General features: G+C 33.0%; 16 protein-coding genes. 14 read left to right on the top strand and 2 right to left on the bottom strand.

Going from position 1 to position 16437, the window contains the following annotated elements; translation table 11 throughout:
- Positions 1–283: 283 nt before the first annotated feature.
- On the top strand, positions 284–1495 hold the full coding sequence (locus JJQ60_RS19920; protein ID WP_201924220.1) for a serine hydrolase domain-containing protein: 1212 nt from the start codon (positions 284–286) through the stop codon (positions 1493–1495).
- A 659-nt stretch (positions 1496–2154) separates the two neighbouring features.
- Positions 2155–2676 (top strand): DinB family protein, encoded by a 522-nt coding sequence (locus tag JJQ60_RS19915; RefSeq protein WP_201924218.1) that lies wholly within the window; start codon positions 2155–2157, stop codon positions 2674–2676.
- 166 nt (positions 2677–2842) lie between these two features.
- Here the strand turns inward: JJQ60_RS19915 and JJQ60_RS19910 are convergent, their stop codons facing one another.
- The gene (locus tag JJQ60_RS19910; RefSeq protein ID WP_201924216.1) at positions 2843–3214 is read right to left on the bottom strand and encodes a winged helix-turn-helix transcriptional regulator; all 372 of its coding nucleotides are present in this window, start codon (positions 3212–3214) and stop codon (positions 2843–2845) included.
- 87 nt (positions 3215–3301) lie between these two features.
- On the opposite strand from JJQ60_RS19910, the gene JJQ60_RS19905 reads away from it, so the two are divergent.
- The 12 genes from JJQ60_RS19905 (at position 3302) to JJQ60_RS19850 (ending at position 15557) form a co-directional block, all read left to right on the top strand.
- Positions 3302–3532 (top strand): YgjV family protein, encoded by a 231-nt coding sequence (locus JJQ60_RS19905; protein WP_201924214.1) that lies wholly within the window; start codon positions 3302–3304, stop codon positions 3530–3532.
- Positions 3525–4058: a GNAT family N-acetyltransferase gene (locus tag JJQ60_RS19900; RefSeq protein WP_201924213.1), complete on the top strand. Its 534-nt coding sequence runs from the start codon at positions 3525–3527 to the stop codon at positions 4056–4058. The genes JJQ60_RS19905 and JJQ60_RS19900 overlap by 8 nt, the downstream gene beginning before the upstream one ends.
- Positions 4059–4150: 92 nt before the next feature.
- Entirely contained in the window at positions 4151–4723 is a 573-nt protein-coding gene (locus JJQ60_RS19895; RefSeq protein ID WP_201924212.1) for a hypothetical protein, read from the top strand.
- A gap of 137 nt (positions 4724–4860) precedes the next feature.
- Complete coding sequence (locus JJQ60_RS19890; protein WP_201924211.1) at positions 4861–5418, top strand: Crp/Fnr family transcriptional regulator; 558 nt, start codon at positions 4861–4863, stop codon at positions 5416–5418.
- A gap of 93 nt (positions 5419–5511) precedes the next feature.
- On the top strand, positions 5512–6036 hold the full coding sequence (locus JJQ60_RS19885) for a hypothetical protein (protein ID WP_201924210.1): 525 nt from the start codon (positions 5512–5514) through the stop codon (positions 6034–6036).
- A 2-nt stretch (positions 6037–6038) separates the two neighbouring features.
- Entirely contained in the window at positions 6039–6944 is a 906-nt protein-coding gene (locus JJQ60_RS19880; protein ID WP_201924209.1) for a sterol desaturase family protein, read from the top strand.
- Between the two features lie 4 nt (positions 6945–6948).
- Positions 6949–7668 carry a VOC family protein gene (locus tag JJQ60_RS19875; RefSeq protein ID WP_201924208.1) on the top strand — a complete coding sequence of 240 codons (720 nt, stop codon included), beginning with the start codon at positions 6949–6951 and terminating at the stop codon, positions 7666–7668.
- A 344-nt stretch (positions 7669–8012) separates the two neighbouring features.
- On the top strand, positions 8013–9392 hold the full coding sequence (locus tag JJQ60_RS19870) for an exonuclease domain-containing protein (protein ID WP_201924206.1): 1380 nt from the start codon (positions 8013–8015) through the stop codon (positions 9390–9392).
- 11 nt (positions 9393–9403) lie between these two features.
- Positions 9404–10624, top strand: a complete 1221-nt coding sequence (gene dinB / locus JJQ60_RS19865) for a DNA polymerase IV (protein ID WP_201924205.1) — start codon at positions 9404–9406, stop codon at positions 10622–10624.
- Between the two features lie 22 nt (positions 10625–10646).
- Positions 10647–13670, top strand: coding sequence for a DNA polymerase III subunit alpha (locus JJQ60_RS19860; RefSeq protein ID WP_201924202.1), 3024 nt, complete (start codon positions 10647–10649; stop codon positions 13668–13670).
- A gap of 110 nt (positions 13671–13780) precedes the next feature.
- Complete coding sequence (locus tag JJQ60_RS19855) at positions 13781–14221, top strand: MarR family winged helix-turn-helix transcriptional regulator (RefSeq protein ID WP_201924200.1); 441 nt, start codon at positions 13781–13783, stop codon at positions 14219–14221.
- Between the two features lie 4 nt (positions 14222–14225).
- Positions 14226–15557 (top strand): S41 family peptidase, encoded by a 1332-nt coding sequence (locus JJQ60_RS19850; protein ID WP_201924198.1) that lies wholly within the window; start codon positions 14226–14228, stop codon positions 15555–15557.
- 217 nt (positions 15558–15774) lie between these two features.
- Here JJQ60_RS19850 and JJQ60_RS19845 read toward each other — a convergent pair whose 3' ends face one another.
- Entirely contained in the window at positions 15775–16296 is a 522-nt protein-coding gene (locus JJQ60_RS19845) for an FKBP-type peptidyl-prolyl cis-trans isomerase (protein ID WP_201924196.1), read from the bottom strand.
- Positions 16297–16437: the final 141 nt, after the last annotated feature.

The following is a 16437-nucleotide window of genomic DNA, read 5'->3' as shown; positions in this document are numbered from 1 at the left end:
CAGTGAACCTTCCAGCTTCGCTTGTGAATGTCGATACCAATGTATAACTTAGGGCAAGCGGTAATTTGAGTATTCATATCTTTAATTTTTAGTTCATTTTAAAGATACTCGACTTACTGCTTTTTCATCGATGCTATAATTAATTGCTACGGAATTTCCCTATCGAAAATTCACTTGTATTAATTATCTTTAACAACGGTGGAAAGTACCTGCGTATTTTCTCGAAACTAGTCATACACAAACCATTATTTGTAACCAGAATTCAAAAAACCTAAAGGGAAATATGAAAAAAACAATTATTACTTTGACATTGAGTATTTCACTTAATTTCGGCTTTTGTCAGATTAATAACACTACATCAAACAAGCTAACTCAAGAACTAGAGAACATTTATTCCCGGGACCATATTACTGGGTTCTCAGTTGCTATTGTCGATCAAAAAAACATACTGTTTACTAAGGGGTTTGGATATTCAGATATTAAAAAAAAGTTAGAATATACTGAAAATACTATTCAAAATATTGCCTCTATTTCGAAAACTTTTATTGGCATAGCCTTGCTTAAGGCACAAGAATTGAACAAATTGAAACTTGATGATCCAATAAATAAGTATCTATCTTTTCAGGTAACAAATCCATATTTTCCAAATCATGAGATAACAATAAGGCAATTGGCCACACATACTTCTAGCATTAAAGATGCTTCAAGTTATGAGAAATATGGATATATCTTAAAAGAAAGAAATAATGATGGGACTAAGGTAAATCGTAATTTTCGTTTACCAAGTGAAATGCTAGCTCAAAATACGTTTTTGAAACAAATTTTAAGTATAGATGGTAAATGGTATAAGAAAGGAAGTTTTTTAAAGAATATACCGGGGGAAAAGTTTGAATATTCTAATATCGCCGCAGGTCTGGCAGCGCTTGTTTTAGAAAATGCAACGGGAAAATCATTTTCTGAGTTCACAAATGAATATATTTTCAAGCCATTAACTATGTCAAACACTGGTTGGAGTTTTAACGAAGTAAATATTTTAAAACACTCTAAACTTTATGCAAGTGCAGAAACTGAGTTAGCCTTTTATCTATTAGTAAATTATCCAGACGGAGGATTAATTACATCATCATCTGATTTAGGAAAATATCTTTCCGAATTAATTGCCGGTTTTAACGGTAAAGGTAAGATCTTGAATAAAAAAAGTTACGATGAACTATTCACACCACAATTGACAGAAGGACACTTTGAAGAAAGAAATGATAGTGCCTATAACGATGAGTATAATATGGGAATTTTTATGGGAATTTCAGCTCAAAACCAAATTGGTCATACCGGAGGAGATCCTGGAGTAGCAACACATATGTTTTTTAACACCAAGACAGGTGTAGGTAAAATTCTAATTGTAAATACTGATCTGAATAAAGAAGGAGTTAAAGAATTTATTGATATTTGGAAAAAATTAGAGGAATACGAAAACGAATTAAAAAATAGCAGATAACTAAAATCAGATAAAAATAGTTAATTAAGCGCTAGTCACTAAAGCTTGCGCTTTTTTCATACATTTATACTAGCCGAAAAGTTTGACTCTACTATCAAGCTACTTTTCATATACAAAAAGTTTTCAGGTAATTAAATGCAAAAAGAAGTTTGTTTTAGATGTAATACCGATTTAGTCATTACAGATGATCTTGATACCATCATGTTTTACAAATGTGATGAATGATGCAACAATTGAAGACCATAATTCAACCAATAAGCTTATTGGCATCAACTTAAGAAACAAACTAATTCAATAAGGGTGCTATGCCCAGTAGCGAATTTGATTTCATTTATGAAATGTTTACGCAAAATTGCATATATTTATATCACATAAATAATTCATATTTTGAGAGTGATTCTGAAATTTATAGTAGCTTAATTATTAGCTAGCAAACACTAAGGCTAGTAATTCCGTGTTCGGGTATTCTTCCGAACGAATTTCCTTTTAATCAATGTATTCGTGTGTTGTTTTATCAGCACTTATAATGACTGTTGATGTTTTTCAGTGTAGTTATTCATATGCTTTAGTGCTGCGGATGGCTAGCTATGAATTGGCAGGATTTAAACGTACTATCACATACGAATCTTACATCAATTACCTAAAAAACATAATTATTCATGAAAAATCAAGAAGTTAAAAAGAATCCAGAGTTTTTAGAATATGTTTTTAAGCTAAATGAGGGTACTGATCTCACAGAGGCTCTCAAACTCAGTTTGAAAGAAATCAATGACATTGATATCGCTCAATTAAACAGAATTGGCTTGAAAACATATGAAAGAGATAAATGGACAATTCATAAAATATTGCAGCATCTCATTGATTGGGAAAGAATTTGGTGTTTTAGAGCTATACTTTTTGCTCGTGGAGAAGGTACCATCCCAGAGGCGCATGACCAAGAAATAATGGGTAAAAACTCGAATGCCGATGAGCTGTCAATTGTACAATTGGTAAATGAACTTCAGATTGTACGTCAATCAACAATACTGATGTTTGAATCTTTCAGTAAGAAAATACTCGAAAAAAATTGTGTGTTTTTTGAATATGAAATGCCTTTGTACACTATTGGATTGACAATAACGGCACATCAAATCCATCATTTTAACATCATAAAAGAAAGATATTTATCATTAGATAAATAAAGTTTGAATTGACCATTATAATCAATCCATTGTAATATATGATATAGCACATGTCTCAGGCTAGACTAGCTACTTGAAAGTGAAGAATAAAACCGATCCTTTAGAGCAGTAAAAAAGTTCAGAGGTACGTGCCATATCCGAACGTTGTGGGTCAATAAAAAGTTTACTACAGGTCTACTAATTCCCCTTTATTTGTCGCTAACTCTATACCCCAATTTGTTATAACTTCTATTACAGGAATCAAAGTCTTGCCAAAACTAGTAAGATTGTAGTAAACACGATATGGTGCTTTTTTGCCATAACTTGTACGTTCTATCAACCCATCCTCTTCTAAAGATTTTAACTGAATACTCAACATTTTTTCGGTTATATAGGGACTTAAATGTCCTAACTCCGAAAAGCGTAAAGCACCCTTTCGCAAATTCCACAAAACCACACATTTCCATTTTCCACCAATAAAACCCATTGTGACACTTGTACCACAGTGATAAATCTTCTCGTTAATCTTATACCCTTTGTGCTCTCCTTCTATTATCATTTCAAAAAAAATTGGACTGTCAAGTTTGACAGTTATTGCAAGATAAATATACTCAAAATATATTTGAACTGTAAAAAGTATAGCTTAATGGATTCTATTATTATCAATGCTATAGGATATATAGGATTAACTATAAATCTCTATTCTATGTCTGTAAAAGGAGAATATAAACTACGTATAATTTCCACTTTGGCAAATACAATCTATATAGTGTATGGTATATTATTAAATGCATATCCTATAATAATTGGTTGTTCAATAGCTGTGCTGTTACACATATATCGATTAAAGAATTTAAAACCCAAGAAAGATGATTGAAATTAAAACAGCAAAGGAAGCCAATACAGAAATTTTAGCACTTCTAGGAACAATTACATATGTTGAATCCCATGGCCATTTTATTGACAATAAAATGGATTTAGACGAATATATTAAGGACGCTTTTTCGGTTTCAAAAACGAGGATAGATATGAATAATCAAAAAAATGTGTTCTATATCATTTACATAGATGAATTACCCGTAGGATATGCAAAATTGGTGCTAAATTCAGGGCATAAAAACATGACTTCAAAAAAATCCTGCAAATTAGAACGAATCTATATTTTACAACACTTTATTCCATTAAAAATAGGGCAGCAATTTCTAACTTTTCTTGAAGAAATAGTAAGTAATCAACAACTGGATATGATGTGGCTTTCTGTATATAAAGAAAATAAAAGAGCAATACGGTTTTATCAAAGGAACGAGTATAAAGAAGTTGGCAAATCAACTTTTCTTGTGAATGGTATAGGATATGAAAATATTGTTTTCGAAAAAAAATTAATTAGAAAGTCGACCGCATAACAATTTGTATATTGCATATGCTCCAACCCTAGTCGAGAAGCAAATGTAATATACAAGAGTCGTTGCAGTATATTACGTAAAACAAAATACTAATGAAGAAAATTATAATCCTATCATTTTTTTTGACCATTGGATTTATATCCTGCATAACTTCTGAAAAGAAAATTGACAGACTTGAAATTACAAAGCAATATTACAAGGCTCTTGATAATTCTGATGGTGTTACTATGAAAATTTTGTTGGCCGATAGTCTTCATACCAAAGAAACTGATTATAACTATGAACAAACATTTTCACATAAAGAATATATTGAAAAATGGTTAAAATGGGATTCAGTATTTGACCCAAAATATAAAATCCTTGAAATTGATCAAGAAAACGAAATTGTTAAAGTAAAGATTTCAAAAGAGGATAAAAGAATCCGTTTTCTTCATGAAGAACCAACTGTTTGGAGTGCCTTTATCAGATTTGATACCGATAAAATAATTAGTATCGAAAGAAAGAATGTGGTTTTTAAAGATAAAGTTTGGGAGAGAAACAGAACCAAACTCTTGAACTGGGTTGATCAAAATCATCCTGAATTAAATGGATTCATATACGACCAAACAGAAAAAGGAGGAATGAAATTCTTAAAGGCTATCGAACTGTATAAAAACAGAAAATAGTATGTTCCAATTGCATATATTTGATCATAGCGGTTAAGTAATTAACCTGTTGGTGTAGATGTGTTTGCCCTTACACCAATTCATATATTTAACATTAGCTGCAAACTCAACAAAATAAAGTAGTCAAAAAAATTATTATGCAAAGTTTACTTCAAGAAATTAGTAATAGATGCTTTTTGAGTCCAGAATTACGGCAACGAATTATAAATGATTTTGAAGAAAAGGAAACTAAAAAAGGAGAAAAGATTCTGATCCAAGGAAATAAAGCTAACTATCTGTATTTTATAAAAAAAGGTGTTCTGCACAATTATTATTACCATGATGACAAGCAAATATCATCCTGGTTTTACAATGAAAATTTATTTATTACCTCATGGCACAGTTTTTATGCACAAAAACAGAGCTTTGAAGAAATTGAGTGTTTAGAGGATTGCTTGCTATACCAAATTAGTTACAAACACTATCAAAAGCTAATAGCAGATTTTCCTGCTTTTGGAAACTTTGCTCGCCTTCTTGCCGAGGAAATGCTAACGTTTATAGATGAATTCTCCAAAGGCTGGTCTTTTCTTTCTGCAAAAGAAAAATATGATGTACTTCTAAGCTATTTTCCAAATATCGAATTAAGAGTAAAACTAGGGTATATTGCTTCTTTCTTAGGGATTTCGCAAGAAACATTAAGTAGAATTAGAAAATAGATTCTTAGTAAATTTTAAGTTCTCTGAAGATTTTGATATAGATCAAAAAATATGATTCTAATCATCCTCATTTTTGTAAAAAGTATTTAAAAAATGAAAAAAACAACATTAGTATTCAGAAGCTTAGCTGTAATAATTTTTATTGCAGGGATTGCACATTTAACAAGTTTTGCGTCACAAAAAGACGATTTAAATTATAGTTACGAAGACTCTATAGATTTAAATCAGAAGCAGAATCTTTATCAAGATGAAAATCCAAAGAAAATAACAAAAAGTAATCCAGAAACCGATTATATAGTTGGGAAATGGAAAGTTAGCTACAATAGTGACAATTTTAAAGGAGCTGTAGTATATAGTATTAAAAAAGAAGGAAAAGTTTTTAATGCATATACTCATCAATATCAAGATGAAAAAGGCAATCAAAAAAAGGCTGAAGGCGCTAAAACTTTAATCATTAAAAGCTTTGATGGATATAAGGGCAAAGGTAGGTATACCGTTGAATACGAAGATCAACAATACCAGGTTAACTGCCAAATTGATATGGTAGATGAAAACACTTTTAAATTAAGCTATGATCATTATGGTTATGGTGATGTAGAAACCTGGAAAAGACAATAATCATGATAGAATTTTTATCAAAAAAACTCGATTGGATAGATGTAAATTATTGGTTTTATATTCTTAATGATTTAAGTCTAATCTATATTATTCTTCCATTTTTTGTATTGGAGTTGATAAGGTATGCCTACTTAAAAAAGTTAAACAAGGATTTAATTTTAGATAGCATAGCCAATATCATAACTTTTGGAGGATTCTACGTAATAGAAATTATTTTAGGGCTATTAGCCATAACCAAAGTTTATTTTTGGATTTATAATAACTTTAGCTTACCACATCTCGAACTTAATTGGATAACCATAATATGCTGTATATTACTTGCAGATTTTGCCTATTACTGGGAGCACAGAATGATGCATAGAATTGGTATTGGTTGGGCGACTCATACCGTGCATCATAGCTCACCTCATTTTAATATGTCTGTAGCCTATAGGTTCGGCCCCTTGGATGCTATCATGCCAATTATATTTTCTTTGCCTATAGTTATGCTAGGTTTTGATCCTATTTTAGTTTTATTATCAGAAGTTTTTGTTCAGGTTTTTCAAACACTACTTCATACCGAAATAATAGGCAAATTTATAAAACCTGTAGAGTTCATTTTCAATACCCCTTCGCATCATAGAGTACATCATGGCTCTAATCGACAGTATTGGGACAAAAATTACGCGGGTATTTTAATTATCTGGGATAGAATGCTTGGTACTTTTGAGCCTGAAGTTGAGAAAGTTCGATATGGAATTTCAGAACCAATACATAGCAACAACCCAATTAAAGTATTTTTGCACGGTATTTCACGTTTCCTGAAAAAATTAAAAAAGGTAAATGGGTTTAAAAATAAACTATTGGTTTTTATAAAAGCACCAGATTGGATGCCAACCCACGATCAAGGTACTTCAACTAATAAATAGACCTATGTTACCAAACAATCCATTTTTTGCAGATATATCTACCTATTCTCCTGAAAAAACTATGTCTTTTTATAAACATGTTTTTGGATGGACATATTACAAGAGTGGTAATTACTACATAGCATATCTTGGTAATGACGAAGTTTCGGGCTTATACAAAACTCCTGAAAAATTTAAACAAATGCGAATGCCCCATTTTTGGATGACTTATATTCAGGTAACAAACCTGGATGCAACAGTGGATAAGGCTAAACAACTAGGAGGTATTATTGAAATGAATTACGAAATCAGCGGTTTTGGTAAAGTTGCTCTAATTCGAGATCCCCAAGGTGCTGGTTTTACCATTTATAAAGGCAGCAAACTGAAAACTACAAGAACAAAAAACAAAGAAAATACCCTTATTTGGAATGAGCTACATGTTTCTGATGTAAAAAATACCATCCCGTTTTATAAAGGAATTTTTGAATGGGAAATCGTCCAAAATCAAGATGGGGTATATGAAATTTTAAACCATAAAGAAGAACATGTGGCAGATATATTAGAAATACAAAACCAATACAAAGGAAAATATGAATATTGGGTATGCACTTTTGGTGTTGATAGTTTAAAGAATACCAAAAATATAATTCTAAGAAATGGTGGACACCTGGTTAGTGAGGAAAATAACCGAATACTGTTTGCAGATAATTCTAACGAAGCATTTTTTTACATCAAAGAGGTTTAAGATTTAATAGAAAGGCTCAACAGCTAACAACATAGATATTGCCAACCGGAACGGATCTACATATATATTGGAAGGAAGTGTCATAATCAACTCGGGTTTCTATTAAGAGGAGGATTTGAATTAAACACAGAAAGGCGTTTTCTGGCTAATACAAGTCAAGAAGCTAGTAAAGTGTAAGGGAGTATTTATATCTTAAGCAACTATTGTGCTTCCTATTTTTATCAAATATGGTCACTTTTATCTAGTTAATGATTTATTTTTAATTGGAATAATTCCATTATTTAGGAATTATTCCAATAATTCATATTTTTATAGTAGTTTTGTATTTCCTTAATAAAAGTAGAATGCAAGACCAATTATATACCGTTATTGATGTCGAAACTACCGGAGGTGGTATTTTAGGCAATCGTATTACAGAGATCTGCATTGTTTTATTACAAGGAGATATAATCCTTGACAAGTTTACTTCGCTAGTCAATCCAGAGCAAAATATACCCCCTTTTATCACAGGTCTAACCGGTATTGATAATGATATGGTTCGTGATGCACCTACCTTTGATGAGATTGCAGATCGTATTATCGAGATAACTACTGATGCTATTTTTGTAGCCCATAATGTCAATTTTGACTATAATGTGATTAGAGGAGAGTTTAAAAAATTAGGAATCGCATTTACGCGAAAAAAACTATGTACCGTTCGGCTTTCCAGAAAATTAATACCGGGGTTATTTTCGTATAGTCTGGGCAGACTGTGTTCGTCACTTAATATCCCATTAGTAGATCGCCACCGTGCCGAAGGGGATACCGATGCTACTGTGATTTTGTTTCAGCAAATTTTAGAATTAGATCCAGAGTATACCATCATCAACTCTTTTTTAAATGCTCGTTCTAAAGAAGCAACACTACCTCCACATCTCGATGTAAAAATCATCAATGCATTGCCAGAAAAAACCGGAATTTATCTATTTAAAGATCAAAAAGGAAAAGTGATTTATGCCGGTAAAGCAAAGAATATAAAGCAACGGGTACTTAGTCATTTTTATGATAAAAAAAATAAAGAGTATGCCCTTGGCCAAAATACTCATACTATAGACTACGAGGTAACCGGTAATGAATTAGTTGCTTTGTTATTAGAAGCCGAGAAGATCCAGAAACATTATCCAACATTCAACAGGGCTCAAAAAAAGACAATTGCTCCATATCGAATCATACAGTATATCAATCGAAAAGGAATTATACAACTGGCCATCGATAGATCAAAAAGCACAGATCATTCACTAGAAGTATTTTATAGAAGATCTGATGCTATAGAGCAGTTAGAACGGTTATGTTTTGATTACCAATTATGTCCGCGATATTGTAATCTACAAAGTACTACAGAGCGTTGTTCTCATTATCGTATAAAGAATTGTAAAGGAATATGCCATGGACAGGAATCTGTAGTATTATATAACATGAGAGTGCAACAAGCATTAATATCATTAAAAAAACAAAAAGAAACCTACCTAATAAGGGAAAAAGGCAGGACAATAGATGAACACAGTTTTGTAATGATACAAAATGGAATCTATAAAGGATTTGGTTATGTACATCAATCTGAACAAGTATCACATATTGATGATTTTGAAACCTTTTTAACATTACAAAAGCATACGTATCACACGACAAAAATCATCCAAAGTTACTTACGTAAAAACGGGGGAAACAATATTATATATATGTAAAAGTAAGCGTTATGAATACGACAATTGTACACTTCGATCTGGATACATTTTTTGTGTCCTGCGAGCGTCTTTTGGATAGCAGATTGAATAATAAACCTGTTATTGTAGGCGGCACTGGCGATCGTGGTGTAGTAAGCGCAGCCAGCTATGAAACCCGAGCCTATGGGGTACATTCAGGAATGCCTATGAAAATGGCCAGGCAACTTTGTCCTAATGCAGTCTATATAAGGGGTAATGCAGGAACTTATACTAAATTTTCAAAGCAGGTCACCGAAATTTTACAAAGTGAAGTACCTGTTTTAGAAAAATCTAGTGTAGATGAATTCTATGCCGATCTAACAGGCATGGATCGTTTTTTTGGATGCTATAAGTTTGCTTCAGAGTTACGCAATAAAATCATTCGAGAAGCAGGCTTACCTATCTCATTTGGATTGTCTGTTAATAAAACCGTATCCAAGGTAGCAACAAACGAAGCCAAACCTAATAATCAGCTCAAAATTGATACTGGTTATGAAAAAGCTTTTCTTGCTCCACTATCCATCAAAAAAATACCCATGGTAGGTGAGAAAACTTATCGCACCTTTTGTAATATGGGTATTAAAAATGTTCATACGGTACAGCAAATGCCAGTTGAAATGATGACTTCTGTATTTGGGAAAAATGGACGTGTAATATGGCAACGTGCTAATGGTATCGATCATACTCCGATTATAGAATATCATGAACGGAAATCAATTTCTAGCGAGCGTACTTACGGACAAGACACAACCAATATCACTACACTTAAGACTACGATAAGGGCAATGGCAGAGAACCTGGCTTTTCAATTAAGACGAGGCGGAAAGCTCACTTCGTGTGTAACCGTTAAGATTCGTTACTCCGATTTTCAAACCTATTCTAAACAATTAAAAATACCATACACATCGGCCGATCATCATTTGCTCCCTGTAGTGATGGAACTTTTTGAAAAACTTTATAGCAGAAGATTACTAATACGACTTGTTGGAGTACGATATAGTAGTCTTACTGCGGGAACTTATCAAATCAATTTATTTGATGACGAAAAAAAGACTGTAAATCTCTATAAAGCCATGGACAACATCCGAATACGATATGGAGATCGAAGTATTATGCGTGCCGCTACCATGGGAGATGGAGCACGTACTATTGGAAATTTTACCAACCCATTTAATGGAGAACCGCCTATCGTTTTGGCACATAGAACCCAATAAATAAGTATCGTATCTAAGAAAAATGTATATAAACAACCATTCATATTATAGTTTGCGTTATGGTACTATATCCGAAATTGAGCTGTTAGAAATGGCTCAAGAGTATGGTTGCGAGCATTTTCCGTTGACCGATATCAATACGACTTCGGCTTGTTTAAATTTTATTCGAAAAGCACCTTCATATAATATTACTCCTATAGTGGGGATTGATTTTCGTAACGATGCACAACAATGTTATGTATGCCTGGCACAAAACAATAAAGGCTTTCTGGAATTAAATCAATTTCTTTCTAAGCATTTACATCAAGAAAAAAGGTTTCCAGAACAGGCCCCGTCTTTTGAGCATAGTGTGGTGATTTATCCTTTTGAGAAATTGTTAGAAATAGAAAAAACAACCTTTTCTACTCATGAATTTATCGGTATCAGTCTTGCTGATATTAATAAATTACGTTTTTCAAAACTGAGTGAGTTTACAGACAAATTAGTAGTACTTCATACAGTTACTTTTAGAAACAAACGAGATTTTAATACGCATCGATTACTTCGGGCTATCGATACTAATACGCTATTAAGTAAATTACCCGAATCCCAACAAGGTAAACCAGAGCATAAAATACATCCTTTAGCACACATCAAAAAAGCCTTTGAAGATTATCCCCATATTCTAGAAAACACAAAACGATTACTGACTCAATGCCATATTGAATTTAATTTTTCAAAAGATAGAGAAAATCAAAATTTAAAAACGGTTTTTGGAAGTGTTAATCAAGATTATGATAAGCTTGTAAAGCTATGCGAATCGGGGCTCCCAAAACGCTATGAAATTGTTACTGAAGACATACGCCAACGTTTAAAAAAAGAACTCTCGTTGATCAAGCAACAAAACTTTGTAAGTTTCTTTCTGATTAATTGGAAGATTATCCAATATGCAAAATCTATGGATTATTATCATGTAGGCCGCGGAAGTGGAGCTAATAGTATCGTTGCCTATTTATTAGAGATTACTGATGTAGACCCTATAGAATTAGATTTGTATTTTGAGCGATTTATGAATTTATATCGAGCCAGCCCTCCGGATTTCGATATTGATTTTTCTAGCTGGGATCGAGAAGATGTTACTCGTTTTATTTTTGAAGCCTTTGGCACAAATGGTCAAGCAGCTTTACTAGGAGCCTATGTAACCTTTAAACATAGTGGAGCAGTACGCGAATTGGGAAAAGTATTTGGGCTTCCTAAACATGAAATTGATAAGCTAAGTAGTGGTAAATATGATCCTAACAAACTCGATGATCTTTCAAAATTAGTACTTCGGTATGCAAAATATCTTCATGGAAAGCCAAATTATATCAGTATTCATGCTGCCGGAATTCTTATTTCTGAAAAACCTATACATTATTTTTCTGCCACTCACCTACCTCCCAAAGGATTTCCAACAGTACAATTTGATATGCATATTGCCGAAGATGTTGGACTATATAAATTTGATATTTTAGGGCAGCGAGGACTTGGAAAAATAAAAGATGCTATTGCTATTATCAAAGAAAATCATCCTGATGTAATCTTACCAAATATCCACAACGCAAAACCTTTTTTTGAAGATCCCAATATCAATGCGATGATCGAAAGAGCAGAATGTATCGGTTGTTTTTATGTAGAATCTCCTGCCATGCGAATGTTATTAAAAAAGTTAGGAGTACAAGATTATCTCACTCTCGTAGCGGCGAGCTCTATTATACGCCCTGGAGTTGCCAAAAGTGGTATGATGCGGGAGTATATCTTACGACATAAAAATCCTGCACGACGAAAACTAGCCCATCCAGTGTTATGGGATATTATGCCAGATACCTATGGAGTAATGGTATATCAGGAAGATGTAATCAAAGTAGCACATCATTATGCAGGCCTTAATTTAGGAGAGGCCGATGTACTACGTAGAGGAATGAGTGGTAAATATCGATCTCGTGAAGAATTTCAGGCTGTACGAAATAAGTTTATAGCCAATTGTCGAGAACGAGGTGAGGCCGATGACGTAATATTTGAAGTATGGCGACAAATAGAGAGTTTTGCCGGTTATGCATTTGCAAAAGGGCATTCGGCTTCGTATGCTGTAGAGTCGTATCAAAGTTTATTTTTAAAATGTTATTACCCCTTAGAATATATGGTGGCCACTATCAATAATGGAGGAGGATTTTATAGAGTTGAAACCTATATACATGAAGCAAGACTAAATGGAGCCATTATTCATGTACCTTGTATCAATAAAAGTTCGATAGATACCACAATTAAAGGAAAAGAAATCTATCTGGGATTTCAACATTTGCAAGGGTTGGAAAAACGTTCTATGTTAAAAATAATGGAAGCTCGAGTGCATGGTTCATTTTGTTCTTTAGATGATTTTATGGAGCGAGTACCACTTTCTATAGAACAGTTAGATATTCTAATTCGTATCGATGTTTTTAGAATTTTAGGAAAAGATAAAAGAAGCTTATTATGGGAAGCATATTATAAATGTAATCATATCACTATAAATGAGTTTCAGCAACAGCTTTTTGAGGTGCATATCAAAGATTTTACTCTACCCAAGTTTACCATTACAGATTTAGAAAATGCCTTTGATCAATTAGAACTATTAAACTTTTCGTTGTATGACCCATTTATCTTATTAGAAAAACCACCAACAAGTACGCTCTTAAGTACTGATTTAATAATTTATTTAAATAAAATTGTTGTGATCTATGGCTATTTAATTACTGTTAAAAATACCGGAACTTCTAAAGGAGATCGTATGAATTTTGGTACATTTTTGGATCAGAATGGGCAATGGATTGATACGGTACATTTTCCACCTGTAGCTAAAAAATATCCTTTTAGAGGCAAAGGTATCTATCGTATTACTGGAAAAGTAGTCTCTGAATTTGATTTTTTAACCCTTGAAGTTATTAAGCAAGAACGCATGCCGTATGTATCTGACCCTAGGTTTGACACCACCTATAATCGTAAGGATTTACCAAAAGAACCTGATAAACCTTTTGGAGTATTAAGATAACTTCTCTTCTTAGCACTTTTAGAAACCCCATCCTGTATTAAATTAAAAAAAAGTTAAATTTATTTATTTAGTTGATATATCAATTATATTTACATCAAATATATAGATATATGGATCTACCTCTTCCGTCTGAAACAATATTTCATGTTATCGAAAGTACTATTAAAGAGTATCGAAAATTTGCACAGAAAAACATTTCAGAACAAATACAAGACATGACTATCGATCAGGGTTTGGTACTCCTTTTTCTGAATCAACATCCAGACTTAACTCAAAAAGAAATTGCCGAACTGGTATTTAAAGATAAAGCTTCGATGACACGAATGATTGACACGATGGTACACAAAAAATATCTAAAACGCTCTATGAACCCCGAAGACAGAAGGCGTTATAAAATTAAAATCACAGATAAAGGAAAGGATGTATTAGAAACCCTCCCTCCTATCATTCATCATAATAGAAATTCATCATTAAAAGGAATCACAAAAAACGAACTCAATCAATTGGAAATCATTTTAGGAAAAATCATAACCAATTGTACAAAAAAATGACATTATGAAAGCTATACGTAAATCTCTTGTAGCAATATTTTTAATGCTACTAGCCTCTCAACTAAATGCACAAAAAAAAGTTGAACCATTAACTCCAAAAGAACAACAAATTGTTGTTGATTCTATAGGTAGTAAGCTAAATGCTAATTATATTTTTCCAGAGGTTGCCAAAAAAATGTTCTCAAGCATTGCATCTAAACTTAAAAAAGGAGATTACAAATCAACCTTAGACCCCCATGAGTTTGCTACGACTTTAACCACAGATCTCCAAGCGATTAGTAACGATAAACATTTAAGAGTTATTTTTTCTCCAGAACAAATAGCCGAACAACAACAAACAATTACTACTGAAGATAGTATTGCTTATTTAAATCGCCAAGTCAATGCTATGAAACGAAATAACTTTGGTTTTAAAGAAGTAAAAATTATGCCGGGTAATATTGGTTATTTGGATCTTCGAAGTTTTTCTAATGTAGAATATGCCGGAGAGACCGCCGTGGCTGCAATGAACTTTTTGAGTAATGCAGATGCTATTATTATTGATCTTCGAAATAATGGCGGAGGGAGTCCGGCAATGATCCAACTTATTACAAGCTATCTCTTTGGACCTCATCCTGTGCATTTGAATAATTTCTATTGGCGCCCAACAGATCAAAATTCTCAAACCTGGACCTTACCACATATAAGTGGTACACGCAATCCTGACACCCCTGTTTATGTAGTAACCAGTGGTAGGACTTTTTCGGCAGCAGAAGAATTTAGTTACAATCTAAAACATTTAAAGCGTGCAACTCTAGTAGGCGAAACAACAGGAGGTGGCGCACATCCTGGTGGTTCTATTGTAGCAACAGATAGATTCATGGTTTGGGTCCCTACAGGTCGGGCTATTAACCCAATCACCAAAACCAATTGGGAAGGCACTGGGGTAAGTCCACATATTAAGACTTCGGCTGCAGATGCATTAGATACTGCATACATGAAAGCTTTAGAACTACTAAATAAAAACAACACGGATAAAGATCTACAGGCTTTCTACGAATGGCCTCTTGCTAAACTAAAATTAAAGACTAATCCGGTGACCTTAGATACTAAAACTTTAAAGTCCTTTGCAGGAGTTTATGGCCCGCGCAAAGTGACCTTTGAGGATGGTAAATTATTCTATCAGCGCGGTAGTGGAACAAAATACGAGTTGCTCCCCTATAGTGATAATGAGTTTATGCTGAAAGGTCTCGATAGTTTTAGAATACGTTTTTTAAGCGAAGGGGGCACAGTAACCACTTTACAAGGATTATACGACAATGGTCGTACCGATAGAAATGCAAAAGGAAAAGCATAGGTTTATTTACAATCACTAAGTATAGATTAAGGTTATACTCCCTTTATTAGTACACTATAAAAACAGCCTTACAGTAAAAACTAAGGCTGTTTTTTGTTTATGTAACGTGAATTTAGAATAAGAAAATTTACGTCAGTCTGAGTGATTTTCGAAAGAAAATTGTATCGAAGACAAGTAAATTTTCTTATAAAGCCTTGTTATCTCGAATTCACGTTATTTAATTCTTTAGTACAATATTTAATTCCATTTTGTACATCATATTGGTCTCAAGTTCGATTCCTCTATAAGAATCTCCTATTTTACCAAAAGCTAAATATCCGGGAACAAACATTCTAATTACTGAACCTTCATTAACGAGCATAAACCCTTCTGAAACCCCCTTTAAAAGACTATACATTCGTAAGGCTTGCCCATATTGATTTTCTTCTCGGTTAGAACTTCCTATTATTTCATCGGTTTCAAGATTTGTTGTCTCATAATGAGCAATTACCGTATCATCCATTTCAGGAGTTAGTCCCTCACCTTGCTGTTCGATAATATAATGTAATCCCGATTCGGTTGCTTGTACATTTTCATATCCTTTTTGAGTGATATAATCTTTGAGTCGAGCAATCTCGGCATCTTTTTCTTCCTGCGTATACACAAAATCTGAAGTGAGTACAGGTACTGCATCATCATCAGATTTACAAGAAAAGATTAGGGCGATCATACTTAATACTAGAATCGTTTTTTTAATCATGTTGGTGTGTTTTTGTGTGTTATATATTTGGTTAAATTTTAAATTCATTACAATAGTAAAACATCCCAGTTTCATTTTCCGGGACTGAGAAAGTTATTTTTGATTGACGAATTACGATTGATGAATTGTGAATGTTATGAA

Origin of the sequence: Aquimarina mytili, assembly GCF_016735115.1 — a bacterium.
Lineage (GTDB): Bacteria > Bacteroidota > Bacteroidia > Flavobacteriales > Flavobacteriaceae > Aquimarina > Aquimarina mytili.
The sequence above is the reverse complement of the archived record's forward strand: the minus strand, read 5'-3'. Positions and strand labels throughout refer to the sequence as shown.

Excerpts from the sequence above, each read along its gene's own strand:
- JJQ60_RS19920 (WP_201924220.1), top strand. The coding sequence starts at position 284 with ATGAAAAAAACAATTATTACTTTGACATTGAGTATTTCACTTAATTTC.
- JJQ60_RS19915 (WP_201924218.1), top strand. The coding sequence starts at position 2,155 with ATGAAAAATCAAGAAGTTAAAAAGAATCCAGAGTTTTTAGAATATGTT.
- JJQ60_RS19910 (WP_201924216.1), bottom strand. The coding sequence starts at position 3,214 with ATGATAATAGAAGGAGAGCACAAAGGGTATAAGATTAACGAGAAGATT.
- JJQ60_RS19905 (WP_201924214.1), top strand. The coding sequence starts at position 3,302 with ATGGATTCTATTATTATCAATGCTATAGGATATATAGGATTAACTATA.
- JJQ60_RS19900 (WP_201924213.1), top strand. The coding sequence starts at position 3,525 with ATGATTGAAATTAAAACAGCAAAGGAAGCCAATACAGAAATTTTAGCA.
- JJQ60_RS19895 (WP_201924212.1), top strand. The coding sequence starts at position 4,151 with ATGAAGAAAATTATAATCCTATCATTTTTTTTGACCATTGGATTTATA.
- JJQ60_RS19890 (WP_201924211.1), top strand. The coding sequence starts at position 4,861 with ATGCAAAGTTTACTTCAAGAAATTAGTAATAGATGCTTTTTGAGTCCA.
- JJQ60_RS19885 (WP_201924210.1), top strand. The coding sequence starts at position 5,512 with ATGAAAAAAACAACATTAGTATTCAGAAGCTTAGCTGTAATAATTTTT.
- JJQ60_RS19880 (WP_201924209.1), top strand. The coding sequence starts at position 6,039 with ATGATAGAATTTTTATCAAAAAAACTCGATTGGATAGATGTAAATTAT.
- JJQ60_RS19875 (WP_201924208.1), top strand. The coding sequence starts at position 6,949 with ATGTTACCAAACAATCCATTTTTTGCAGATATATCTACCTATTCTCCT.
- JJQ60_RS19870 (WP_201924206.1), top strand. The coding sequence starts at position 8,013 with ATGCAAGACCAATTATATACCGTTATTGATGTCGAAACTACCGGAGGT.
- dinB (WP_201924205.1), top strand. The coding sequence starts at position 9,404 with ATGAATACGACAATTGTACACTTCGATCTGGATACATTTTTTGTGTCC.
- JJQ60_RS19860 (WP_201924202.1), top strand. The coding sequence starts at position 10,647 with ATGTATATAAACAACCATTCATATTATAGTTTGCGTTATGGTACTATA.
- JJQ60_RS19855 (WP_201924200.1), top strand. The coding sequence starts at position 13,781 with ATGGATCTACCTCTTCCGTCTGAAACAATATTTCATGTTATCGAAAGT.
- JJQ60_RS19850 (WP_201924198.1), top strand. The coding sequence starts at position 14,226 with ATGAAAGCTATACGTAAATCTCTTGTAGCAATATTTTTAATGCTACTA.
- JJQ60_RS19845 (WP_201924196.1), bottom strand. The coding sequence starts at position 16,296 with ATGATTAAAAAAACGATTCTAGTATTAAGTATGATCGCCCTAATCTTT.